A 22770-nucleotide genomic window follows, 5' to 3' on the forward strand; every position below is an offset into this window, starting at 1 on the left:
AATATGACTAAATTATTGGTCGAAATTTGGAGAAATAAGTGCAGAAAAATCTCTTTTATGGTTCATTAATGGATATGTTAGATTCAAAAGATCCTTTAGTTGTTTTAGCAGATACAATTAAGTGGTCGAAATTTGAAGATGAATTTGCACAATATTACTCTAAAGAGGGAAGACCAGCTAAACCAATTCGTTTAATGGTTGGATTACTATTACTAAAACAGTTAGAAAATCTTAGTGATGAAAATGTAGTTATTGCTTGGAAAAGAAATCCATACTTTCAATATTTCTGTGGATTTAGTGATTTCCAAACAGCATTACCATGTCATAGTACTGATTTAGTTTATTTTAGAAATAGAATAGGTAAAAAAGGATTTGAATTTATTTTTAAACATAGTATTGAAATTCATAGTAATGAAAATCTAAATGAATCACAAGTAATAGCTGATACAACTATTCAAGAGAGTAATTTAACCTACCCAACAGATGGTAAACTAGCAATTAAAATAATTAACCATTTGCATAAAATAGTAAAAGTTGAAAATATTAAACTAAGAAGAAGCTATATCAAAGAGATAAAACAACATAGAATAAATTTAAGATTCTTTAGACATCCAAAAAAGATTATAAAAGCAAAAGCTTCTATGAAAAGACTCAGAACAATTGCAAAAACAATTCTTAGAGATATTGATAGAAAATTTGGTGATAATCTTGAACTTCATAATAAATATGCTACTAAATTTTACTTGTACATAAGAGTACTTTTACAAGAGAAAAATACAAAGAATAAAATTTACTCTTTACATGAAATAGATGCATATGCAGTAAATAAAGGTAAAGACCATAAAGGTTATGAATATGGTACAAAAGCTTCTGTTGTAACAACTAAAAATTCAGGAATTATTGTTGGAGTTTCTGCACATAGAGAAAATGAACATGATAGTAAAACTCTAAAGTTAGCATTAGAAAATACAATTTCAAATTTAGGATCTAAAACTATAAATGAAGTTATTTGTGATAGAGGATATAGAGGAAGTAAACAAATAATAATCAATAATGAAACTGTTATTGATATCTCAATACCAAGTAATTTACAAAAGAAAGATACAACTAAACAAATTAATATCAAAAAAGAGAAATTTAGAAGAAGAGCAGCAATAGAACCTATTATTGGACACTTAAAATCTGATCATAGAATGCAAAGAAATTATCTTAAAGGATTTCTTGGCGACCAGATTAATCTTTTACTAGCAGCAACAGCATTTAATCTAAAAAAGTGGATGAATATCTACTTTTATGCATTTTTTACAGGAAATTTATCTTTATTAAAAGAAGCTTATCAACAATTGCAACACCAAAAAGAACTGATTATGTTCTTATTGCAACTAAAAATCACCATGAAATTTTCAAATTTGGATTATTAAAAAAAATTAAACTCCAAAAGTGTGTTTTTCAGGACTGACTATTTATACAAAGAAGAGAACAACAAAAAAATATTATTTTGCTATCTCAACTTGATAATAAAAATATAATTGAACAGCAAAAAAATAAAAAAAGTCATGATAATAACTTTACAATGAAACTAATTCAAGCAGGAATTACTTATAAGGAGTATACAGAAGCTAGATTACTTTTTGCTCTTATTGGAATAATAATTATGTCTGTATTACCATTTTTCTTCTCTTTAATTGTAGGAGTTATTTCAGTTATTGTTGGTGTTTTAGCAATAATTTTTGGAGGAGAGATCTATTTATATATTGCAAAATCAGAAAGAGTTGATAAGATAAATAGAGATTTGGGAGTTTTTCTTGATTTAGTTAATGTTATTTTAGAATCAGGAGGAAGCTTAAAAAATGCATTTTTTGAAGTTTCAAAAAGAAGTGCAGGAATTATTGATCCAGAACTTATAAAAGAGATTTCTATTTTAGAGTACGAAATGACAAACTATTCAACAAAAGTAGCTTATGAAAATTTGAAAACAAGAGTTGATAGTAGAGACATTGATAAAATTGTAGATTTTTTGATTCTTAGTGAAGAGACAGGAATAGGAGTTAAAAATATTTTTACAATGCAATCAGAAGAGATGAGAAAAGAGAGATTTTATCAAATAAAAGGGAAAGTAAATACTTTAAATATGTATTTAATGTTAATTATTTTTCTTTTCGTTTTACCAGCTTTAGGAGCTTTTATAGTTTTTCCAATTATGGCTGGAAAAATAACTATGGGAATATAAATTTAAAAAGGATAAATTATGCAAATAAATAAGCAGTTGATTGCTATCATCGTTTTAGCTTCTTTATTATTTTCTGCAATTGGGGCAGCTTTGTTTTTTTTCAAAAAAAATCAACAAACCCAAAAAGCAAAAAGTGAGTTAGTTACAGTTTATATAGCTAAAGATGATATTCCAAGAGATACTCTTTTGACTATTGAACATTTAGCTCAAACAAAAATATCAAAAGAGTTTATTTTAAATCCACCTTTATTAAAAGAAGAGATAATAGGTAAATTTACAAATGAGAAAATATATAAAAATGAAATTTTCTTAAAACAAAAACTAGATACTCAACTTGTAAAAGAGGAGAAGAAGATTATAGATTTTGAAAAAAGTTCATACAATATGAAATTTGAACTTTTCAAAAATCCAAATTATGCTCTAGTTCAAGGTGAATATATAAATATTATTTCAGTTTATCCTGAAGGGGAACCAGATTCAAAAGGAAGATATCCTGAATTTGCTGTTGAATTTATTGCAGAAAATTTAAAAGTTCTGGGATTTATTAGAAATGGGCATCATGAATCACAAAGCATTACTCAGCAAACAGTTAAGAAAACAGTTGAAAAGAAAGTTGTTGAAGTAGTTGAAGAAGTTAAATCTGATGAAATAATTCTTGATATAGATTTGGATGTATTATTAAGATTAACTGAAAACTACAACAAGGGAAATCAACTTTGGATGGTTAAAACAGCTTATAGAGATAAAAGTAATGATGAAGATGATAATATAAAAAATGATGAAAAAGAAAAAGAATCAACACCTGTTCAAACTAGAAATTTAGATACAAAATCACAAATCAATGAGATAAAACATAAATATAGAATGTATACATCAAACACTTCAGTTTTAACTCAAAGTGCAACAATAGATTACTCAAATGATAAAAATAAAGAGAAATCAAAAATGAAAAATGTTGAAATTTTTGTCAATTCAAATGAAACTTGTTCTTCAATCAAAGATAAGTTTATAGTTGGAAATGTTAACAGCTTTTTTATTAGAACATCTCCATCAAAAGATTCTGAAAATAAAACAATTTTATATAAAAATATAATTATTCCATATGTAGAGAAACAAAATGAGTGGTATAAAACGTGTGATGGTAAATATGTTCATGAAACAGTTGTAAGAGAAGTTGATGCACCATTTATAAGTGAAAAATTAGGTAAGTATGAATAAAAATATGAAAAAAGCTGTAATTGACCAAATAATGTTGTGGATTGTATTATTTACAATATTTGTAGGTTTTTTATTTTTTATAATAGATTATTCAAATGTTATGAAAGTAAAAGATAATACAGATGCTATTGCTGATTATATAGGTAGAATGGTGGCACTTAATAAAAATGAAGCTGATATCATAGAGGGTATAAATAAGGTAAAAGATGATTATTTTGCACCAGTAGATGCAACAAATTTATTATGTAATGTAAATAATTCAATTTCAAATTACCAAGTTATAGTAAATGTAAAGACTACATTAGCAAATAGCTTTTTACCAATTGTAGAAAATAATATTCATTCAAAAACTGTAGTTTTTAATGAAAATAATGAATTTGAAAAAGAGTGTTTTTTAACACTCTCATTTAACTAGGAGATTTATATGGGTTCAATTAAAATATTGTTTGCTTTTTTCTTAATGTTCAGTTTTTCTTTTTCTATGGAATTAATTCAAAAAGATTTAAATGATAAAAGTTTTTCTTTGAGCAAAGGTTCTTTTGAAGTTTTAGAGTTTGAGAAAATGGTTAAAAACATAAAAGTTAGTAATGAAGAAAATATAGAAATAGATTTTGTTGATGACAATGCTAAGCCTTTAAGAGCAATTAAAATATTTGCAAAAGAGATAGGAACGGGTAATATTTTAGTTACTTTTGTAGACTCATCAACAATGCATGTAAATATAAATATAGTTGAAAATCTTATTGATATAATCAAAGTTGCTAAACAAGTAGCCCCTGATTTAGAAACTATTCAAAGTAATGGAAAAGTAATTTTAAAAGGAAAAATTGAAGATCAAAAAACTAAAAATGTTATTATTGATCTATTTAAAAAAGCAAATGTTGAAGTAGAAAAAGATTTAATTGATTTAATAAGTGTAGAAAATCCAGAAAAAATGATAAGAATTAAACTTTATGCTGCTGAAATAAATAATAATAAAGGTTTAACACTAAAAAATAATTGGTATGTTTCTAGTAAAAATTATATGGAAGTAAAAAATCCAGATGGCACTTATTCCAATAAACCATTAAATTCATATCCTGCAGATTACCAAGTGAAAGATTATAAACAAATTACAGATAAAGATGGAAAAACAAGTATGGTTCCAAATACTTGGAATAATGTAAATAGTGATAAAATGAGCTTAGTTAATAATCAAAGAAATACTTTAGTAAATGGTGCAATAGATCAAATTATGTCAAATGCTGTTTCTCTAACTGGTGGATTAACAGGTGCAGCAAATTACTTAGGTAAACATTTTAATGCAGGATTAACATTAAATTATTTAGCTAGTGAAGGTGTTGCTTCTATTTTAGATGAAACTACCTTATTGACTTTAGAAAAACAAGATGCAACTTTTCTTGCTGGTGGTACAATTTATTTAAAAATAGCTACAACTACAAATCAAGGAGTTCCAACAACAGAAGTTAGAAACATTAACTATGGATTACAGCTAGATATAAAAGCTGAAAATATTATAAATGATAACTTTGTTAATTTAAGTATCAATACAAAATCAACACAAATTGATTGGGTTAATACAGTAGATGGAATACCTAGTTTTACAGAAAAATCTATAAAAACTAATGTTGTAGTTAGTGACTCTTCTACAATCGTTCTTGGTGGTTTAATTACAAGTAATAATTCAAAAGATATAGAGAAAATACCACTTTTAGGAGATATTCCAATTATTGGTATGCTTTTTACAAGTAAAGCATTCAGACAAGGGCAAAGTGAATTAGTATTTTTTATTACTCCAGAAATAGTTGATTCAAGAAATAATAATCAATTAGAAGAGTTACAAAGAGTAACTGAGTTTAATAGAACTCTAGAAAATAAACCAGTTTTAGATGAAAAAAGTGTTGAAGTTTCAGAAAAAAAGAAAAATGATATACAGACAAAAACTTTAGAGGATAAAATAAAAGAGTTAGGTAATTGATAGTAAATAAAAGAATTGAATTATTTACTGATTCTAGTGTAAACCCTCAAACAAAAATAGGGTTTGCAGCTTATTTACAAAGAGATGATAAATCTATCTCTTTAGAAGCTTTAAGAAATATTATAAAAATTAAAAAATTTGAGAATAGTAGTTCTACGAAATTAGAATTACAATCTTTTTTATGGGCATTAGATGAAATAAAAGAACAAAAAAAAGATATTTTAGACTATGAGATAGTAGTATATACAGACTGTCAAAATATAATTTCCTTAAAAACTAGAAAAGAAAGATTAGAAAAAAATAACTATCACTCTTCAACTGGAAAACTAATAAGTAATTATGATTTATATATTAAATTTTATGAGGAAATTGATAAATTAGATATAAGTTTTGTAAAAGTAAAAGGACACAAGAAAACAATTCTTAAAGACGAAATTGATAATATTTTTAATCTTGTAGATAAAGCTTCAAGAAACGCACTAAGAGTTTATAAATAATTTGATAGAATCAAAATAGATTCAATATATTATTTTAAAGGATTTATTTTGAATGAAATTATAAAAGCACATATTTTAGCAATTATAGCAATAGTACTTGTAGCGGGTTCTTTTTTAGCTTCTTTAAAAATATCAGGAGTGATTGATCCAATTTCACTAACTCTATTTAGATTTTTACTAGCATTCTTAATTCTTTCACCTTTAATTATTTTCAATAAGAAAAAAATTTTAGAAGTTTTTAGAGTATTTCCAAAGGCTATGATAGTAAGTCTTGTTTATACACTTTATTTTATAGGAATATTAAAAGCTCTAGAATACACAACTGTTTTAAATACAGGAAGTATTTATACTTTGGTTCCTTTAATGACAGCGATTTTATGTATATTCTTTTTTAAAGAGAAAATACCTTTAAAGCAACTGTTTGTATATATTTTAGGAATAGTTTCTACTTGTATAGTTGTCTTTGATGCAGATATAAATTTATTTTTATCACTGCAAATAAATAAAGGTGATATTATTTTTGTAATTGCCTCTTTTTGTATGGCTTTGTATCCAATATTTATAAAAATTTTGTATACACAAAAGGATGATCCTTTAGTTTTAGCATTTACAACAATTTTTGGTGGAATTATATGGATGATTCTTACAATGGAGATTTTAGGTATTTCTTATGAATGGAATAAAATAGAGGTAAATCATCTGTATGCATTACTTTATTTGGTTATTGGTGCTACTATTATTACTCTTTTTTTGTATCAAAAAGCAACTTTAGTATTAGGTGCAAAGAAAATCATGGCATATATTTATTTAAATCCAGCAATCGTTGCAATTCTTATGTTTTTATTTGAAGGACAAACTATATCTTATGGAGTTTTAATAGGAATATTACTGTCAGTTTTTGCAACAGTTATAATATTAAAAGAAAAATAGTTTATAAAAAAAGTATATTTAAATAATTTTTATATAAAAATATTTTATTATTATTCAAAATTATAAAGGATTATAAAATGAAAGTTTTAATTAATGTAGTACATCCAAATTTAGAAAGTAGCTCAAGGGTAAATAAAAGTTTATTAAATATAATAAAAAATCAGCCAAGTATAACTATAAATAATCTTTATGAAAAGTATCCAGATTTTAAAATAGATGTAAAAAAAGAGCAAGAATTATTATTAAATCATGATGTAATAATTTTTCAATTTCCAATGTACTGGTTAAGTTCACCAGCTCTTTTAAAAGAGTGGTTTGATGTAGTTTTAGAGTATAATTTTGCATATGGCGAGAATTATAAATTAGAGAATAAAATTTTTTCTATTTGTACAACAGCTGGAGGAAGCTTAAAAGAATATAGTGAACATGGTGGAAATAAATATAGTGTTGAAGATTTTTTAAAACCATTTGAAGGAACTGCTAGTTATACAAAAATGAATTATAAAAAACCATTTATTGTTTATGAAACTTTTGCAATTAATGACGATAATTTAGATAAAGAGGCTAAAAATTATCTTAGTTATATAAATGATTTAATAAAATAATTAAAAATTGGGCATAGGAGAAAATATGAAAAAAGTATTATTTAGTTTTGCATGTTGTGCAAGTTTTTTATTTGCAGATAATTTTACATTAAGTAGTTCAGATTTAAAAGGACAGCTTACAAAAAAGCAAGAGTTTAGTGGTTTTGGATGTAGTGGAGAAAATATTTCACCACAATTATCTTGGCAAAATGCTCCAAAAGAGACTAAATCATTCGCAATTACTGTATATGATCCAGATGCACCAACAGGTTCAGGATGGTGGCATTGGGTTGTTTTTGATATTTCCAAAGATAAAACAACTCTACCTTCAGGTTTTGGAAATAATGAGTCAAAAGATGCTATTCAAAGTATAACTGATTATGGAAAAAGTGGTTTTGGTGGTGCTTGTCCTCCATTAGGAGACAAAGCTCATAGATATATTTTTACAGTTCATGCACTTGATGTTGAAACTTTAGGTTTGGATAAAAATGCAAATCCAGCAACAGTTGGATATTATTTAAATTCACATACAATTTCTAAAGCTTCAATAATTTCTTATTATAAAAGATAAACTAATGAAACCTATTTTTTAGAAATTCTATAAAAGTTTCAAAAAGTAGGTTTTTAGACTTTTTTTTGTGATAAATTACATAAAATTCTCTTTTAAAGTCTAAATTTTTTAGTTTTATTTGAAAAAGTTTTTCTTCTTCTAATTCTTTTTTTACAGCTACTTTTGAAATAGCAGTTACAGTGTTTGAATTATTTAGAATTATTGTTTTTATCTCTTCAAAATCTTGAAGTTGCATAAAAATATCTAAATCTTCTGATATTGCACCTATTTTATTTATAAAAATTTCTCTAGTACCGCTTCCAATCTCTCTTAAAATCCATTTCTTTTTTATACTATCTATAAAAGCAGTTTTCTCTTGTTTTTTATCGCTTGTTACAACAATAAGCTCATCATCACATAATTTTTCTTTTATTATATTACTATTCTCAAAATTAACTTCAATAAGTCCAATATCAAGCTTTGATTTTAAAATCAAATCTAATATTTTACTTGAATTTATAGTTAAAATATCTAGTTTTACATCTTTATATTTTGTTAAAAAATCAAAATAAATATTTGGCATTATGTAGTTAGAAATAGTTTTACTTGATGCTACTTTTATATTTCCAACAAGTCTATTTTCCAAAAAAATATTTTGAGTATCAATAAGTTTTAAATAATGTGGAAAAGTTTTTTCTTTAAAGTATTTACCTTTTTCATTTAGTATTAATTTTTTACCAATTCTGTCAAAAAGTTGTTCATTTAAACTATTTTCTAAAGATTTAATAGCTAGTGAAATAGCTGATTGACTGATATTTAACTCATTTGCAACTTGAGTAACTTGAGGATTTTCACTTAGTTTATAGAAAAAGTTTAATTCTTTTAAAGTCATAAATTTCCTTATTAAAAATATTTATTATTATATTAAAAATAATATATTTTACAAATTATAAAAATAGGATTATACTTCCAATAATAAAAGGAGATATATTATGAAAACTAATAATAAAATTATTATTAATACTTTTATTGGAATTATATTTGTTGGAATTATTGCATATCTATCTACAATAATTTCAAAATTTCAATTTTTTGATGAATTAGGGATTAGTCCATTAATCGTTGGAATATTTTTAGGAATGATTTATGCAAATACAATAAGATTAAAATTTCCAAGTTATTTTAAAGAAGGAATAATCTTTGCTACGAAATATATTTTAAGATTAGGAATTATACTTTACGGTTTTAGATTAACTTTTCAAAATCTTGAGGAAATTGGGATTAATGGAATTCTACTAGCTTTTTGTATAGTATTCTTTACTTTTATATTTGGTTATATAGTTGGAGTTAAATTATTAAAAATGGATAAAGAATTAGCCATTTTATGTAGTGCAGGTAGTTCTATTTGTGGAGCTGCTGCTGTTATGGCTACTCAAAGTGTTTTAAGAAATGAATCCTATAAAAGTGCTGTTGCTGTATCTTTTGTAGTAATTTTTGGAACAATTGGAATGTTTTTATTTCCACTTCTAGATAGATTAAATATTTTTGGTTTTACTAGTAATGAAATTGGACTTTACTTGGGAGCAATATTACACGAAGTAGCTCACGTTGTAGGTGCAAGTAATGCTTTGGGTACAGTTGTTGCAAATAATGCCATAATTGAAAAAATGATAAGAGTTATATTCTTAGTTCCATTTTTGATAGTATTATCATTTTGGTTGATTAAAACAGGATTTCACACTAAAAAGGAAAAATCAAAAGTTGTTATTCCATGGTTTGCACTATTTTTTATAGTTGCAATAGGATTTAATTCTTTAGAATTATTAGAAAAAAGCACTATTGATACTATAAATTTTATAGATAACTTTGCTTTAACTATGGCTATGTGTGCTTTAGGAATGGAAACAAGTTTTGATAAGTTCAAAAATAGTGGAATGAAACCTTTTTATCTATCTTTGATTTTGTTTATTTGGCTAATTATATTAGGATATATTTTAGTTAAATTATTTTTTTAGGAAGTATCTAAATATAGATACTTCTTTTATTCTTTAAACTCAATTCCATATTTTTGAAGCATATCTATCCAAACAATACTATTTCCATCTTTATCAAATAATGTTGGAGTGCTTTGAATATCTAGACCAATTCCTAATTCAATATGTTCATTTAGCTTTTTTTCTAATTTATCTAGTTCATTTTTTGAGTATTTTAGATTTTTAATTTTACTTAAATCATCTCCAATATTAAATTCAAACATCGCATCAATTTTTTGATTATTTGTTTTTTGCCCCATTATATAAAAAGATAAGTCTTTAGCATTTTCATGAAAATCTAGAGGAAAGAAAAATATTTTTATTTTTACTTTGTCTTTTAATAAAGGAAAGTAAGACTCAAATTTTTTACAGTAACTGCACTCTGGATCTGTAAAAAGTACATATTCATCTTTTCCATTTCCATAAATTAAAGCTTCTTTATTTTTCAAATTTGATAAATCAACTGGTGCTGAAATTTGAGACCCTGTTTTTACATCAACAACTACACCAGAAATTAGATAGTTTTTATCTTTTGTTAAAAAAACTTCATCATTATTTCCTTTAACGTTGATATTTAACATATATAAACTTCCTATATCAAAAGCTTTATTTATTTTTATATTGTTTTTTTTAAGAAGTTCAAGTTTTTCTAATTTTAATATTTCAGTTTTAGGAAGCTCTTTTAGGGAAGCAAAGCTTGAACTTACTATTAGAAAAGTAAGAAATATTAATTTTAAAATATAAGACATAATTATCCTTAATTAAATTTTTGCGCGTATTGTATCTAGATAATATTTAGAGTATGTAAATTACTCTAAATAATAAATGTTTTAAGTATATATGTAGTTACAAAAGAGAATAAAATTCCATATCCAACAATAGCAGAACTAAGTCTTGGAGCAAGTCCAGCCATAGCTGCAATTGCACCTGCTGTTATCATTGGAGCCATAGCAGCTTCCAAAATTGATACAGTTGCAGCTAAACCAGTCCATCCAAATATTTTGCAAACAATAATAGCAACTATTGGAGCAAAAATAAGTTTTACAATTAATGCCACACTAAAACCATCCTATAAAGAATAGCTTAAACGACTAGGCTATTTTTTAAGGCGTGCTTTATGGTTTGATTTTTTGAGCATTTTTTGAAATGTTCAAATGATCAAATTTAAAAATAATAATACATTTTGGTCAAAGTTCTATGAAAACTCATTGTTCTCACAAGTGTTAAACTAACAAGTTTACTTTTTATGTTGGATTAGTACTCTATATGGATTATATGCTTGGTTATATTTAAAAAGAGAATAGATAATAGATGCTAATTTTTTAGCAATAATTATCAATGCTTCTTTTTTGGATTTACCAGATGATACTTTGTCTCTAAAAAGTTTATGAAGTTCGTTATTATGTCTAACAGCTGATACTGCTGCCATATAAAGAGCATGTTTAGCTATGGGTATTCCTCTTTTAGCTAAAGTTCCAGTTGATAAAGATTTACCTGATTGATATAAAGTTGGATATAGACCTAAAAAACCTATGAAAGCTTTAGCTGATTCAAATCTTCTAAGGTCTCCACATTCTCCTAATATTGCTGTAACAGTTTTATTAGATACTCCAGGAATTGATTTAAGATTTTCAATATTACTTGAATCATCATCAAGTTGATTGTCTATAAGAATTTGAATTTGTTCTTCAACTTCATCTCTTTCTTGAATATAAAGCTCTAATATCTTAATATTAGTCTTGATCATTAAAGCTCTAGATTCATTTGCACGACCTGTATAAATAGAAGATTTAGCAAGTTCTATAAGATATTTTGCTTTTTCAAGATTAAAGCTATTACCTTTGATATGTCGAAAAATCTTAGTTAGCTTTTCTGGCGTAGCTTTTGAAATATCCATTGCGGTTGGGTAAGATTTAATGATCGCTATTGCAGTTTTGGTAAAGATATTTGGAAATACTTTTTCAATCTCTGGATTAACAGTAGCAACAACAGTTGTTATCTCTCTTTTAATAGTTTTTATTTTATCATCTAATGATTTTTTTAATCGATTTAAAACTTTTAAATTGTGATAATCTTCATTGCTAATATAACTAGCTTTGTATTTACCACTAGCAAGTAATTCAGCAATAACATAAGCATCTATTGAATCATTTTTAATCTTTTTAAGAGTAGAGAAATCTCTATACTTAGAAGTTTGATAAGAATTTAAAAGTATTACTTTATAATCTGCATCAGTAATATAACTATAGAAATTTTCACTAAATGCTCCAGTTGATTCTATACCAATAATAAAGTCATTCATATCTAATGATAGTTCAGCTAATCGTTTGAGTAGTTCTCTTAATCCTAATATATCACTATAAATCCAAAAAGGTTTGCAAGCTAACTCTTTTGCATCATCTAAAATACAAACATAGTGTTTGTCTTTAGCAATATCAACTCCAACATAATACATAATAATCCTCCATAATGTGATAGTTTAAAATCTCATAGCTTCGTGTTATAACAGGTAGAAAATATTTTTCTCCCGAGCATCCTATAGATGATTTAATAAAGCTAACACAAGACGTTTTATATGTAGGTATTTAAATCCTAAAAGGAAAAAAACTTGTTTATTATTAGCCTTTGTGAGAGCTATGAGTTTCATAGAACTTCAATCAATATTTTAAACTTTGATTGATAAATGTATTATACGAAGGTTTAATATCTTCTTTTGGAAGTATGAGTTGTAGTTGTAACCCTGCTGCAACAAGGGCTACAGGAACAGTAGTAATTGCAAAAATTTCTAAAACTTTAGCAATAGTTGGATGAAATTCTACCCCTACAAAAAATAGAGCAATAATCAAACATAAAAATGGAGGGAAAGTAAGCACTTTTATAGTTATCAATTTAAATGTAACTTTTGTTTTACTAGTATAAATTGATACAATAAATGTACCATATACCGCAAAAGCTAAGAAAGTTCCAAATTGGTCATATATTAGTAAATAAGGCATAAAATCTTGGCCTACTAAATAAGTGCTAAGCATAGGAATACCTAAAAATGAGCTATTTGTTAAAATAGCAACAAGCATTAAAGCTCCCGTTACTTCTTTACTAAAGTTAAATAACTTTGATAAAAAAAGTATTAAAAATGCACTTAGAGTCATTACAATCCAAGCAATAATCGCAGGAATCATAAGTTCTAAGGAAAAGTTAATTTTTGGAGTTTGTAAAAGTACAATTGCAGGAAAAGAAACATACAATACAAATTTATTTAAAGCTATTGCACCATCTTTTTGTATTATTCTAAAACGGTTTAAAATATATCCTAAAAAAAGTGAAAATAAAACTAAAACTATATTTTCCATATTTTACTCGCAAATTTTATTTTCACACGAATTTTCAGAAGTTATCTCACCAAACTCTTTTACATAATCTATACCCCATTTATGCATCTCTTCTAGTACAGGTTTTAAATTTTTTCCACAAGAAGTTAAACTATAAACAACTTTTGGTGGAATTTGTGGAAACACTTCTCTATGAATGATATTTTTCTCTTCTAACTCTTTTAATTTTATAGTTAAAGTTTTTTGTGTTATTTCATTTATTATTTCATGAAGTTCTTTAAATCTCTTTTCACCATCAAGGAGATGCCAAATAATTGCTAATTTCCATCTATCATTGAAAATATCAAGAGTTACAGCTACGCTACATCGGTACTCTTTATCATTTATATAATACATAATTTATTCCTTAAATTTTGAAAAAATATTATAACAAAAAGAATATTAATTTCTTTTACTTACCTAAAGTAAAGCAAGGGGAAATTAAGTTTATGAAATATATAATTTTCTAATATTTTACTAGGAGCTATAATGAAAAAAGTTTTAATAATTAATGGTCACCAATATTATGATGTAGTAGCAAAAGGGGAATTAACTCGAAGCTATATAGATAGAGCAACAAAATTCTTTTTAGAAAATGGTTTTGAAGTAAAACACACAGAGATTGAAAAAGGTTATAACATAGAAGAAGAGTGTCAAAAATTTGAGTGGGCTGATGCAGTTTTACTTCAATATCCAGTATATTGGATGGGAGTTCCTTGGATTACAAAAAAATATTTTGATGAAACTTTTACTCAAGGAAGACATTATGAAAGCGATGGAAGAAGTAGAAGTGATGTTTCTAAAACTTACGGAAGTGGAGGACTTTTAAAAGGTAAAAAATATATGTTAAGTATAACTTACAATTGTCCAACAACAGAATTTAGTAATCCTAAAAGTTTTTTTGATGGACTATCTTTAGATGAGGCAAATGTTGCTACTCATAAAACTTTCCAATTTGTTGGTTTTGAACCTTTAAAAACTTATTCAGTTCATGATATTTTCAAAGGAGATTTAGATTTAACTAAAGAGTTAGAAAAATTTGAGAATACTTTAAAAGAAAATTTTTTACAAAAATAATATAAATATTAGTATATAAAAGGAAGTAAAAATGAGCTTATTATTACAAAGTGGTAAAATAGGGAATTTAGATCTAAAAAATAGAGTTGTAATGCCTCCTATGTGTATGTATAAAAGTGATAATAGTGGAGAATTAAAAGATTTTCATTATTTTCATTATATTTCAAGAGCAGCTTCTGATGTTGGTTTAGTTATTGTTGAAGCAACAGCGGTTGAACCAAAAGGAAGAATTTCAAATTTTGATTTAGGACTTTGGGATGACTCTTTAATTGAAAATCATAAAAAAATGAATCAGAAGTTACACTTATTTGGTGCAAAAAGCGCAATTCAAATTGCTCATGCAGGAAGAAAATCAGAAGTAAATGATGATATTTGTATTGCTCCAAGTTCAATTGCTTTTAGTCAATTGGCTCCTTACAAAACGCCAATAGAGTTAACACTTGAAGAGATAAAAAATGTAAAAGAGTTGTTTGTAAATGCTGCAATTAGGGCTCAAAAAGCAGATTATGATTCGGTAGAACTTCATGCTGCTCATGGATACTTATTATGCGAATTTTTATCACCACTAACAAACCATAGAACAGATATTTATGGTGGAAGTTTAGAAAATAGATGTAAATTAGTTATTGAAATTGCACAAGAGATAAAAAATAGGGTAAAATTACCTCTTATTGTTAGAATTAGTGCTGATGAGTGGATGCAAAATGGTTGGAATGTAAATGATTCTATCTATTTAAGTAAAGAGTTAGAAAAGGTTGGTGTTGATTCAATTCATGTTTCAAGTGGTGGAAATATGGAAAAAATAGATAAAGCTCCAAAAATAGAACCTTTTTATCAAGCAAACTGGGCTAAAGCGATTAAAAAATCTGTTAATATTCCTGTGATTGCAGTTGGGTTAATAACTACTGGAAAAGATGGTGAATATCTACTTGAAAATGAATTTTGTGATTTTGTAGCTTATGGAAGAGAGTTACTTAAAAATCCAAATCTTGTTTTTTATGCAGCAAATGAATTAAATGAAAAAGACAAGATAAATAGCTCATATATAAGAGCATTTTAAAATAAAAAATTAATTAATAAATAAGGAGAAGATTATGGAAAAAACATTTATTGAAGCTATGGATTTTAGACACGCTTGTAAAGTATTTGATGATACAAAAAAAATTAGCGAAGAAGATATGAAGTATATTTTAGAGGTTGGAAGAAAATCTCCTAGCTCTTTTGGGCAAGAACCGTGGAAGTTTTTAGTTATTACAAATGAAGAATTAAAAGCTAAAATTAGACCATTTTGCTGGGATCAAGTACAAGTTACTTCATGTTCTCATTTAGTTGTTATTTTAGCGGCAATTGAGAGTGTTAAACCAGAGAGTGGAGTTCCTGCAAAAAGATTTGCGAGAAGAGAAATGCCTCAAGATAAAAAAGATTTTTATAATAATTTATATAAAAACCATTTAACAGTAACAAATGTTTTACAAAATGATGAACAAGTTTTTGCATGGACTGCTAGACAGACATATATTCCAATGGCAAATATGATGACAGCAGCTGCTATTAGAGGAATTGATTCTTGTCCAATTGAAGGTTTTGAAAGAGAAAATGTAGAAAAAGTTTTAAACTTAGATACATCAAAATATAGATTAAGTGTTGTTGTTCCTTTTGGATATAGAATAAATCCACAATCTACTCAAATGAGATTACCATTTGATGAAGTAGTTGAATATATCAAATAACATAAGATAAAAATTATTTTTTGATAAAAAATTAATAATATAGAGTATTTAAAAGGTTATAAAAATATAAGAAAAATTGTGATATTATCGGGAATATATAATTTGAAAAAGGTCAACGAAGATGAATCTTGGAGAAATTGAAGCTTGGTTAAAAGAGCACTCAATAAATAACTATATAATTTCTGATGATTATCAAGTCTCTGTACAAGGAAATGTTAACTTAAATGATAAGTTAAAGGGACAAAATTTACCTATAGTTTTTGATAGAATTGAAGGATATTTTGATATTAGTAACAATAACTTAACATCTCTAGTGGGTTGTCCAAAAGTTGTTGCAAGAGATTTCAACTGCTCAAAAAACAAACTTACTTCACTTTTTGACTGTCCAGTTGAAGTAGGGGAGTTTGATTGCTCACATAACTTATTAAAAAATTTATCTTATGGACCTAAAGAGGTAAAAGGTAATTATAATTGTTCATTTAATGAGTTAACTTCTATAAAAGCAAGCCCTAGAACTGTTAAGGGCTTTTTTAAATGTAATGATAATAAATTAGTTTCTTTAGATGGTGGACCAAAAAATATTGATGATAATTTTGATTGTTCACATAACTTTATAGAAAGATTAACTGGTGGGCCAATTACTGTAAAAGGTGATTACCTTTGTCATGGAAATAAACTTAGTGACTTAGATGGTATTGCTGATGAGATTATGGGAGATTTGGTTACTGATGTTAAGTTAAATAATCTTTCGTCTAAATTCAATGAAGAAGATCAAAGTTTAAGGTATAAAGGTAGTGCAGTTATTGCACATATTTATAAACCAGTTGTATCTTTAGTAAACAATGAAGATATAATAACTTGGTTAAATAGATACGATATCAAAAATTATACGATTTTAAGTGATGGTTCCGTTGATGTTTCTGGAGATGTAAGACTTTCTGGAAGATTACCAAATTTATATAAACTGCCTTTAAAATTCAATGTTATTGATGGAGATTTTGATATTAGTGAAAATGAGTTAGTTTCTCTTGAAGGTAGTCCTGTAAAAGTAAATGGAAGTTTTCTAGCACATAAAAATGAGTTAAATTCTCTTAGAGGTGGACCAAAAGAGGTAAAAGGAAGTTTTATTATTTTACATAACAATATTACATCTTTACAAAATTCTCCTACAACTGTAAAAGGTGATTTTATTTGCTCTCATAATCCATTAAGATCTTTAGAAGGTATAAACACAGTTTTTGGATATGTATTCACTGGAGTTTATATAGCTAGACTAAAATGTCAAAAATATAATTATAAAGGTGTAACAACTTACAAATATCCAGGTGATTCTGTTATGAAGTATCTTGATGAAGAGTATATATCTTTAACAGAAGAAGAAAAAGCATTTGAAGCTACTAAAAAGAACTTAGAAAAAGTTATTAAAAAAATGTTGAATGCAAATACTTTGACAAAAGAGATGGTTACAGACCAACTTATAAAAAATCTTACGAAATATCAACTAGATCAATTAAAAACTAAAGTTTTATGGATAAAAAATCCACCAAATGAAGAGAATAGTGACGGTATAAGCGAAGATGAGATTATGAAATTAGCTTTTGAAAAAGAGTTATAATTTCACTCTTAAGATAGAAAAACTTTTTTTTGGATATAATCCTTAAAATTTTAAAAATCAATCAAAAAATAATATAAATATGGAGTTGTTATAAGATGGTTCAAACAGTTAATTTAAAAAAAGCATTTGGTGCAAGAGTACTTTTCTCTGAAATTAATTTAAAGCTCGATTCTGGAAAAAGATATGGTTTAATCGGGGCAAATGGAGCTGGAAAAACTACTTTTTTAAAAATTCTTTCAGGACAAGAAGAAGCTACTGAAGGTGAAGTGCAAATTCAAAATGGAAAAAAAGTAGGAGTTTTATCTCAAAATCAATTTGCATATGAGAATTTTACTATCTTTGATGCAGTTTTGATTGGAAATAAAAGATTATATGATACAGTAAAAGAAAAAGAAGAGCTTTATATGAGCCCTGAATTTACTGATGAAGTTAATAATAGATTAGCAGAATTAGAGATTATTTGTTGTGAAGAAGATCCAACTTATGAATACGATATTAAAATTACAAAAATTCTTGAAGATTTAGGATTTCCATCTTCAACTCACCAAAATTTAATGAGTACTTTAACAGGTGGTGATAAAGTTAAAGTTCTTTTAGCACAAGTTCTTTTCCCAAGACCTGATATTTTATTCCTAGATGAGCCTACGAACAATCTTGATATAGATACTATTGGTTGGTTAGAAAATCAACTTCAACATCATGATGGAACGATGGTAGTTATCTCTCACGATAGACACTTCTTAAATGCAGTTTGTACAAATATTTTAGATGTTGATTTCAAAAAAATTAGAGAGTTTAGTGGAACATATGATGATTGGTATATTGCTTCTACATTAATTGCAAAACAACAACAAGCTGATGTTAATAAAAAACAAAAAGAGAAAGAAGAACTTGAGAAATTTATTGCTAGATTTAGTGCAAATGCTTCGAAAGCAAAACAAGCAACTTCAAGACAAAAACAGTTAGATAAATTAGATATTCAAGCAATTGAAGTATCAAGTAGAAGAGATCCTTCTATTATTTTCAGACAAAAAAGAGAAGTAGGAAAAGAGTTATTAAGTGTAAAAAACATTTGTAAATCTTACGGAGATAAAGTTGTATTAAAAGATGTTTCATTTACATTAGAAAAAGGTGATAAAATTGCTCTAATAGGACCAAATGGAGTTGGAAAAACAACACTTTGTGAAATTTTAATGGATAATTTAAAAGCTGATAGTGGAGAAGTTTTATGGGGTGCAACTATTCAAAACTCTTATTTCCCACAAAATACAACAGACATTATAAATGGTGATTTTACTTTATATGACTGGTTAAGAGGTTTTGATAGAGAAGCTGATATTGGTGAAATTAGAAATTGTTTAGGAAGAATGCTATTCAACGGTCAAGAACAAGAAAAAAAAGTAGATTCTTGTTCAGGAGGAGAAAAGCATAGAATGATGTTATCTAAAATCATGCTAGAACAAGGAAACTTCTTAGTTTTAGATGAACCTACAAACCATCTTGATTTAGAGGCTATTATTGCATTAGGAGAAGGATTACATCAATATGCAGGTTCTGTTATTTGTGTATCTCACGATAGAGAGTTACTAGATGCTTATGCAAATAGAATAATAGAAATTCAACCAGATGGAACTATCATTGACTTTAAAGGTAGTTATGAGGAGTTTATGGAGACAAAAGTTTCATAAACTCTTAATATATAAAGTAAGTTTTAAAACTTACTTTATAAAATCAGTTTTTTGCTATATTTAGACCTTTTCTCTCTTCAAGTCCTAACATAATATTCATACATTGAATAGCAGCACCACTAGCACCTTTTCCTAGATTATCAAGTCTTGATATTATTACTAAGTCAGTTTCATTTTCATAAATTGAAATTTCTAAACTGTTTGTATTGTTACATTTCATTGGATTTAAAAAACCATTATCTAGGTATTCATCATTATTTTCTATTATTTTAATAAATAGTTCGTTGTTATAATAATCTTTATATAATTTTAGTAAATCATCTTTTGATACATTTTTTTTCTTTAAATTTTCTTTTTCTAAGTAAGAAATTACTAGCATACCTTGTTTGAAATTTCCAACACTAGGTGTAAATATAGGAGCTTTTTTTAGTTTTAAAACATGTTTCATTTCAGGAAGATGTTTATGATTTAAATTTAAAGCATAAGGTCTTTGTCCTCCAATAATTTCAAAATCTCCATTTTCATAATCACTTATCATTGAACTACCACCACCACTAAATCCAGTAATTGAGTGACAAATTAGTTTGTGTTTTTTGCTAATTATTTTATTTTTTACTAAAGGTTTCATCGCAACTATTAAACCACTTGCATGACAACCAGGAACACACACTCTTTTTGAATTCTTTATTTTATCTCTTTGTTTAGATGTTAGTTCAGGTATTCCATATACCCAATTTTTATCTGTTCTAAAAGCAGTACTTGCATCAATTACTTTTACATTCTCATTTTCAATTAGGCTAACTGACTCTTTTGATGCAACATCAGGAAGGCATAAAAATACTAAATCAGCGCTATTTAAAAGCTCTTTTCTTTTTTTTATATTCTTTTTGTCTTTTTCAGCTATTGTTAAAAGTTCTATTTCATCTCTATTTTCAAGCATCTCATGGATTTTTAAACCTGTTGTTCCATGTTGCCCATCTACAAATACTTTAAATTTCATATTGTATCCCCAAATTATTATTTATATTTTGTATATAGTGTATCCAAAAGGTTCTTTATTTTATTTTTATGAAGTAATGTTTTTAGCCTTTTTTACAATACTTTTTATCATATTATTAAATATAAAATAGTGTAAAGGAACTAAAGAATACCAATATAATCTTCCAAAAACTCCTCTTGGATAAAAATATGCAGATTGGATTAGTTTGTTATCTTTGATTTTAAATTCAAGCCAAGCTTCTCCTGGAAGTTTCATTTGAGCATAAAGTAAAAGTCTTTCATTCTCTTTTAAATCAACAACTTTCCAAAAATCCAAACAATCACTAATTCTTAAATCACATTGGCTTCTTCTTCCTCTTTTTAATCCAACTCCACCAACTAATTTATCAATAATTCCTCTTATCTCCCATAAAAAGTCAAAATCAAACCAACCATTTTCACCACCAATACTTATAAATGATTGATAAACTTTTGAAGTATCTAAATTTGAAATATCTAATTCTCTTCTATCTATAAAAATAGCTTTTGATATCTCATTTTGAGGATTTTTTTCCCAAACTCCATCTCCTTTGTCATTCCATCTACTAATTACTTGATTATTTTCTATCTCTTTGATAGCATTTTTTACAGCATCTTCATAGGAAATTGGAATAGTATTTGGGAAATATTTTTTTGCATTATCATTTTGAATAATTACTTCTGATTTAAGACCTTCAATTAAAGCTTTTGCAACTTTAAAATTTACAGGTGTAAAAAGATTTAACCAATAAGAAGAGAGATTTATACTCATAAATGGAAAAGTAATCAAATATCTTTTTAAACCTAGTACTTTTGCAGTTTTTAACATCATATTTTTATAGCTTAATTGTTCACTTCCAACATCAACAATTAAACTTCTTTCTGCATCTAGATATAAAGAGTTATGAAGATAAGATAAAACATCATTTACAGATATTGGTTGAGCTTTTGTGTCTACCCATTTTGGAGTTGTCATAATAGGAAGTTTTTCAACTAAATTTCTAATAATTTCGAAGCTAGCACTTCCTGAACCAATAATTACCCCAGCTCTAAGCCAAATTGTTTGAATATTTTTATTTGAACTTAAAATTTCTCCAGTTTCAATACGACTTAACAAGTGTTCACTTGTATTTTCGTTTTTTACACCTAATTCACCTAAATAGATGATTCTTTTAACGCCACATTCATTTGCGATTTCTAAAAAATTTTGAGCTGAAATTTTGTCTAGATCTTTGTAGTTTTCGTTACTTAAAGAGTGAATTAAATAATACGCGATTTCTATGTTTTTCAGAGCTTCTCTTAGAGAATCTTTATTAAAAGTATCACCTTCAATGATTTTTATATTTTTATTTAAAGAAGATACACTTTTTTTATTTCTAACTAAAAGAGATAGCTCTATATTTTCATCATTTAGTAGTTTTTGTTTTAATCTTCTACCAATATATCCTGTTGAACCTGTAAGTAATACTTTCATTTTAAGCCTTTGATTAAACAAATATATTTTATTTAATTAGAAGATTATAACACTATTTATAAATATTTTATAACTCTGAATTAATAAGCTTTTTAAGATTTTCTAATCCAAATTCTTGTAATGGTTTTCCATTTACAAAATAAGATGGAGTTTTATTTGCTCCTAATGCTTTTGCATCTTCTAAATCTTGTTTAATGATTGAATCAGCTTTTTTAGTATCTATAAACTCTTTTATTTTTTGCATATCAAGACCTTTTACATTTGGTAAGATATCCCATAAATCTTTTATATTAACTTTGTGATGTTTTACCCAATAATCTTGAGTATCAAACATAAAATCTAATACATCTAAAAATAATCCTTGTTCTCTTGCTGCTTCTAAAATCATTACTGCATAATCTGAATTTTCATGAAAAGGCGCGTATCTAAGAACTAACTTAATTTTTTCATCATTGTTTTTTAATATCTCTTTTACATGAGGATGAAATAATGCACACGTTTCACAAGCTGGATCAAAAAATTCAACTAATTGAACTTTTGCATCTTTATTTCCTACTACAAATGAGTAATCTCTTTGAAAAAGTGTTGATTGTTCTTTTGATAAATTAATATATTTTTCTGACTCTTTGTTTTGGTAGATATAAATTCCAACAAAAAATATTGCCAAAATTATAATTGTTGATAGCAAAACTAGCTTTTTATTTTGCATAAATACTCCTAAAATTTATATTTCGAGCGATTCTATCATAAACTTTGTGTAGTTTATGTCAATACTTCTTAT

Annotated in this window: 24 protein-coding genes; 15 read left to right on the forward strand and 9 right to left on the reverse strand. The window is 26.3% G+C overall.

Going from position 1 to position 22770, the window contains the following annotated elements; all coding sequences use genetic code 11:
• Nucleotides 1-38 precede the first annotated feature (38 nt).
• The 9 genes from ACBT_RS05720 (at nt 39) to ACBT_RS05760 (ending at nt 8008) form a co-directional block, all read left to right on the forward strand.
• Nucleotides 39-1421, forward strand: a complete 1383-nt coding sequence (locus tag ACBT_RS05720; RefSeq protein ID WP_034218578.1) for an IS5 family transposase — start codon at nt 39-41, stop codon at nt 1419-1421.
• A gap of 77 nt (nt 1422-1498) precedes the next feature.
• Nucleotides 1499-2230 carry a type II secretion system F family protein gene (locus tag ACBT_RS05725; protein ID WP_024776045.1) on the forward strand — a complete coding sequence of 244 codons (732 nt, stop codon included), beginning with the start codon at nt 1499-1501 and terminating at the stop codon, nt 2228-2230.
• An 18-nt stretch (nt 2231-2248) separates the two neighbouring features.
• The gene (locus tag ACBT_RS05730; protein ID WP_024776044.1) at nt 2249-3448 is read left to right on the forward strand and encodes a CpaB family protein; all 1200 of its coding nucleotides are present in this window, start codon (nt 2249-2251) and stop codon (nt 3446-3448) included.
• Nucleotides 3441-3863: a hypothetical protein gene (locus ACBT_RS05735; protein WP_024776043.1), complete on the forward strand. Its 423-nt coding sequence runs from the start codon at nt 3441-3443 to the stop codon at nt 3861-3863. Before ACBT_RS05730 ends, ACBT_RS05735 begins: the two co-directional genes overlap by 8 nt.
• Nucleotides 3864-3872: 9 nt before the next feature.
• On the forward strand, nt 3873-5426 hold the full coding sequence (locus ACBT_RS05740; RefSeq protein WP_024776042.1) for a type II and III secretion system protein family protein: 1554 nt from the start codon (nt 3873-3875) through the stop codon (nt 5424-5426).
• Nucleotides 5423-5923, forward strand: a complete 501-nt coding sequence (locus ACBT_RS05745) for a ribonuclease HI (protein WP_024776041.1) — start codon at nt 5423-5425, stop codon at nt 5921-5923. The genes ACBT_RS05740 and ACBT_RS05745 overlap by 4 nt, the downstream gene beginning before the upstream one ends.
• Nucleotides 5924-5971: 48 nt before the next feature.
• Nucleotides 5972-6853 carry a DMT family transporter gene (locus ACBT_RS05750; RefSeq protein WP_024776040.1) on the forward strand — a complete coding sequence of 294 codons (882 nt, stop codon included), beginning with the start codon at nt 5972-5974 and terminating at the stop codon, nt 6851-6853.
• A gap of 77 nt (nt 6854-6930) precedes the next feature.
• Complete coding sequence (locus tag ACBT_RS05755) at nt 6931-7458, forward strand: NAD(P)H-dependent oxidoreductase (protein WP_024776039.1); 528 nt, start codon at nt 6931-6933, stop codon at nt 7456-7458.
• 25 nt (nt 7459-7483) lie between these two features.
• The gene (locus ACBT_RS05760; protein ID WP_024776038.1) at nt 7484-8008 is read left to right on the forward strand and encodes a YbhB/YbcL family Raf kinase inhibitor-like protein; all 525 of its coding nucleotides are present in this window, start codon (nt 7484-7486) and stop codon (nt 8006-8008) included.
• A gap of 1 nt (nt 8009) precedes the next feature.
• Here the strand turns inward: ACBT_RS05760 and ACBT_RS05765 are convergent, their stop codons facing one another.
• Entirely contained in the window at nt 8010-8879 is an 870-nt protein-coding gene (locus ACBT_RS05765) for a LysR family transcriptional regulator (protein WP_024776037.1), read from the reverse strand.
• 100 nt (nt 8880-8979) lie between these two features.
• Here ACBT_RS05765 and ACBT_RS05770 point away from each other — a divergent pair, with 100 nt between their 5' ends.
• Entirely contained in the window at nt 8980-10002 is a 1023-nt protein-coding gene (locus tag ACBT_RS05770; RefSeq protein ID WP_024776036.1) for a YeiH family protein, read from the forward strand.
• A gap of 26 nt (nt 10003-10028) precedes the next feature.
• On the opposite strand, the gene ACBT_RS05775 is transcribed toward ACBT_RS05770, so the two are convergent.
• The 5 genes from ACBT_RS05775 to ACBT_RS05795 form a co-directional block, all read right to left on the reverse strand.
• Nucleotides 10029-10769, reverse strand: coding sequence for a thioredoxin fold domain-containing protein (locus ACBT_RS05775; RefSeq protein ID WP_024776035.1), 741 nt, complete (start codon nt 10767-10769; stop codon nt 10029-10031).
• Between the two features lie 65 nt (nt 10770-10834).
• A complete protein-coding gene (locus tag ACBT_RS05780) occupies nt 10835-11077 on the reverse strand; it encodes an AEC family transporter (RefSeq protein ID WP_151028996.1) in 243 nt (80 codons plus the stop codon).
• 180 nt (nt 11078-11257) lie between these two features.
• The gene (locus ACBT_RS05785) at nt 11258-12475 is read right to left on the reverse strand and encodes an IS110 family RNA-guided transposase (RefSeq protein WP_024774266.1); all 1218 of its coding nucleotides are present in this window, start codon (nt 12473-12475) and stop codon (nt 11258-11260) included.
• A gap of 202 nt (nt 12476-12677) precedes the next feature.
• Nucleotides 12678-13370 carry an AEC family transporter gene (locus tag ACBT_RS05790; RefSeq protein ID WP_176325389.1) on the reverse strand — a complete coding sequence of 231 codons (693 nt, stop codon included), beginning with the start codon at nt 13368-13370 and terminating at the stop codon, nt 12678-12680.
• A 3-nt stretch (nt 13371-13373) separates the two neighbouring features.
• On the reverse strand, nt 13374-13745 hold the full coding sequence (locus ACBT_RS05795) for a winged helix-turn-helix transcriptional regulator (RefSeq protein ID WP_024776033.1): 372 nt from the start codon (nt 13743-13745) through the stop codon (nt 13374-13376).
• A gap of 132 nt (nt 13746-13877) precedes the next feature.
• On the opposite strand from ACBT_RS05795, the gene ACBT_RS05800 reads away from it, so the two are divergent.
• The 5 genes from ACBT_RS05800 to ACBT_RS05820 all read left to right on the forward strand — a co-directional run bounded on the left by ACBT_RS05800 (nt 13878) and on the right by ACBT_RS05820 (nt 19498).
• Nucleotides 13878-14465 carry an NAD(P)H-dependent oxidoreductase gene (locus tag ACBT_RS05800; protein ID WP_024776032.1) on the forward strand — a complete coding sequence of 196 codons (588 nt, stop codon included), beginning with the start codon at nt 13878-13880 and terminating at the stop codon, nt 14463-14465.
• Nucleotides 14466-14496: 31 nt separating this feature from the next.
• Nucleotides 14497-15525 (forward strand): NADH:flavin oxidoreductase/NADH oxidase, encoded by a 1029-nt coding sequence (locus ACBT_RS05805; protein WP_024776031.1) that lies wholly within the window; start codon nt 14497-14499, stop codon nt 15523-15525.
• A gap of 34 nt (nt 15526-15559) precedes the next feature.
• The gene (locus ACBT_RS05810; protein ID WP_024776030.1) at nt 15560-16195 is read left to right on the forward strand and encodes an NAD(P)H-dependent oxidoreductase; all 636 of its coding nucleotides are present in this window, start codon (nt 15560-15562) and stop codon (nt 16193-16195) included.
• A gap of 121 nt (nt 16196-16316) precedes the next feature.
• Nucleotides 16317-17810 (forward strand): hypothetical protein, encoded by a 1494-nt coding sequence (locus ACBT_RS05815; RefSeq protein ID WP_024776029.1) that lies wholly within the window; start codon nt 16317-16319, stop codon nt 17808-17810.
• Nucleotides 17811-17905: 95 nt separating this feature from the next.
• The gene (locus tag ACBT_RS05820; protein WP_024776028.1) at nt 17906-19498 is read left to right on the forward strand and encodes an ABC-F family ATP-binding cassette domain-containing protein; all 1593 of its coding nucleotides are present in this window, start codon (nt 17906-17908) and stop codon (nt 19496-19498) included.
• Nucleotides 19499-19541: 43 nt separating this feature from the next.
• On the opposite strand, the gene argC is transcribed toward ACBT_RS05820, so the two are convergent.
• The 3 genes from argC to ACBT_RS05835 all read right to left on the reverse strand — a co-directional run bounded on the left by argC (nt 19542) and on the right by ACBT_RS05835 (nt 22698).
• A complete protein-coding gene (argC, locus tag ACBT_RS05825) occupies nt 19542-20498 on the reverse strand; it encodes an N-acetyl-gamma-glutamyl-phosphate reductase (RefSeq protein ID WP_024776027.1) in 957 nt (318 codons plus the stop codon).
• Nucleotides 20499-20564: 66 nt separating this feature from the next.
• Nucleotides 20565-21989 (reverse strand): SDR family oxidoreductase, encoded by a 1425-nt coding sequence (locus ACBT_RS05830; RefSeq protein ID WP_024776026.1) that lies wholly within the window; start codon nt 21987-21989, stop codon nt 20565-20567.
• A gap of 67 nt (nt 21990-22056) precedes the next feature.
• Nucleotides 22057-22698 (reverse strand): DsbA family protein, encoded by a 642-nt coding sequence (locus ACBT_RS05835; RefSeq protein ID WP_024776025.1) that lies wholly within the window; start codon nt 22696-22698, stop codon nt 22057-22059.
• Between the last annotated feature and the right edge of the window lie 72 nt (nt 22699-22770).

Source organism: Aliarcobacter cibarius (assembly GCF_013372265.1).
Taxonomy (GTDB): Bacteria; Campylobacterota; Campylobacteria; order Campylobacterales; family Arcobacteraceae; genus Aliarcobacter; species Aliarcobacter cibarius.

What these genes read in the sequence shown, in the direction of transcription:
- ACBT_RS05785 (WP_024774266.1), bottom strand. Translation starts at nt 12,475, where the DNA reads ATGTATTATGTTGGAGTTGATATTGCTAAAGACAAACACTATGTTTGT.
- ACBT_RS05810 (WP_024776030.1), top strand. Translation starts at nt 15,560, where the DNA reads ATGGAAAAAACATTTATTGAAGCTATGGATTTTAGACACGCTTGTAAA.
- ACBT_RS05820 (WP_024776028.1), top strand. Translation starts at nt 17,906, where the DNA reads ATGGTTCAAACAGTTAATTTAAAAAAAGCATTTGGTGCAAGAGTACTT.
- ACBT_RS05795 (WP_024776033.1), bottom strand. Translation starts at nt 13,745, where the DNA reads ATGTATTATATAAATGATAAAGAGTACCGATGTAGCGTAGCTGTAACT.
- ACBT_RS05775 (WP_024776035.1), bottom strand. Translation starts at nt 10,769, where the DNA reads ATGTCTTATATTTTAAAATTAATATTTCTTACTTTTCTAATAGTAAGT.
- ACBT_RS05760 (WP_024776038.1), top strand. Translation starts at nt 7,484, where the DNA reads ATGAAAAAAGTATTATTTAGTTTTGCATGTTGTGCAAGTTTTTTATTT.
- ACBT_RS05830 (WP_024776026.1), bottom strand. Translation starts at nt 21,989, where the DNA reads ATGAAAGTATTACTTACAGGTTCAACAGGATATATTGGTAGAAGATTA.
- ACBT_RS05770 (WP_024776036.1), top strand. Translation starts at nt 8,980, where the DNA reads ATGAAAACTAATAATAAAATTATTATTAATACTTTTATTGGAATTATA.
- ACBT_RS05735 (WP_024776043.1), top strand. Translation starts at nt 3,441, where the DNA reads ATGAATAAAAATATGAAAAAAGCTGTAATTGACCAAATAATGTTGTGG.
- ACBT_RS05765 (WP_024776037.1), bottom strand. Translation starts at nt 8,879, where the DNA reads ATGACTTTAAAAGAATTAAACTTTTTCTATAAACTAAGTGAAAATCCT.
- ACBT_RS05740 (WP_024776042.1), top strand. Translation starts at nt 3,873, where the DNA reads ATGGGTTCAATTAAAATATTGTTTGCTTTTTTCTTAATGTTCAGTTTT.
- ACBT_RS05730 (WP_024776044.1), top strand. Translation starts at nt 2,249, where the DNA reads ATGCAAATAAATAAGCAGTTGATTGCTATCATCGTTTTAGCTTCTTTA.
- ACBT_RS05815 (WP_024776029.1), top strand. Translation starts at nt 16,317, where the DNA reads ATGAATCTTGGAGAAATTGAAGCTTGGTTAAAAGAGCACTCAATAAAT.
- ACBT_RS05805 (WP_024776031.1), top strand. Translation starts at nt 14,497, where the DNA reads ATGAGCTTATTATTACAAAGTGGTAAAATAGGGAATTTAGATCTAAAA.
- ACBT_RS05755 (WP_024776039.1), top strand. Translation starts at nt 6,931, where the DNA reads ATGAAAGTTTTAATTAATGTAGTACATCCAAATTTAGAAAGTAGCTCA.
- ACBT_RS05835 (WP_024776025.1), bottom strand. Translation starts at nt 22,698, where the DNA reads ATGCAAAATAAAAAGCTAGTTTTGCTATCAACAATTATAATTTTGGCA.
- ACBT_RS05790 (WP_176325389.1), bottom strand. Translation starts at nt 13,370, where the DNA reads ATGGAAAATATAGTTTTAGTTTTATTTTCACTTTTTTTAGGATATATT.
- ACBT_RS05800 (WP_024776032.1), top strand. Translation starts at nt 13,878, where the DNA reads ATGAAAAAAGTTTTAATAATTAATGGTCACCAATATTATGATGTAGTA.
- argC (WP_024776027.1), bottom strand. Translation starts at nt 20,498, where the DNA reads ATGAAATTTAAAGTATTTGTAGATGGGCAACATGGAACAACAGGTTTA.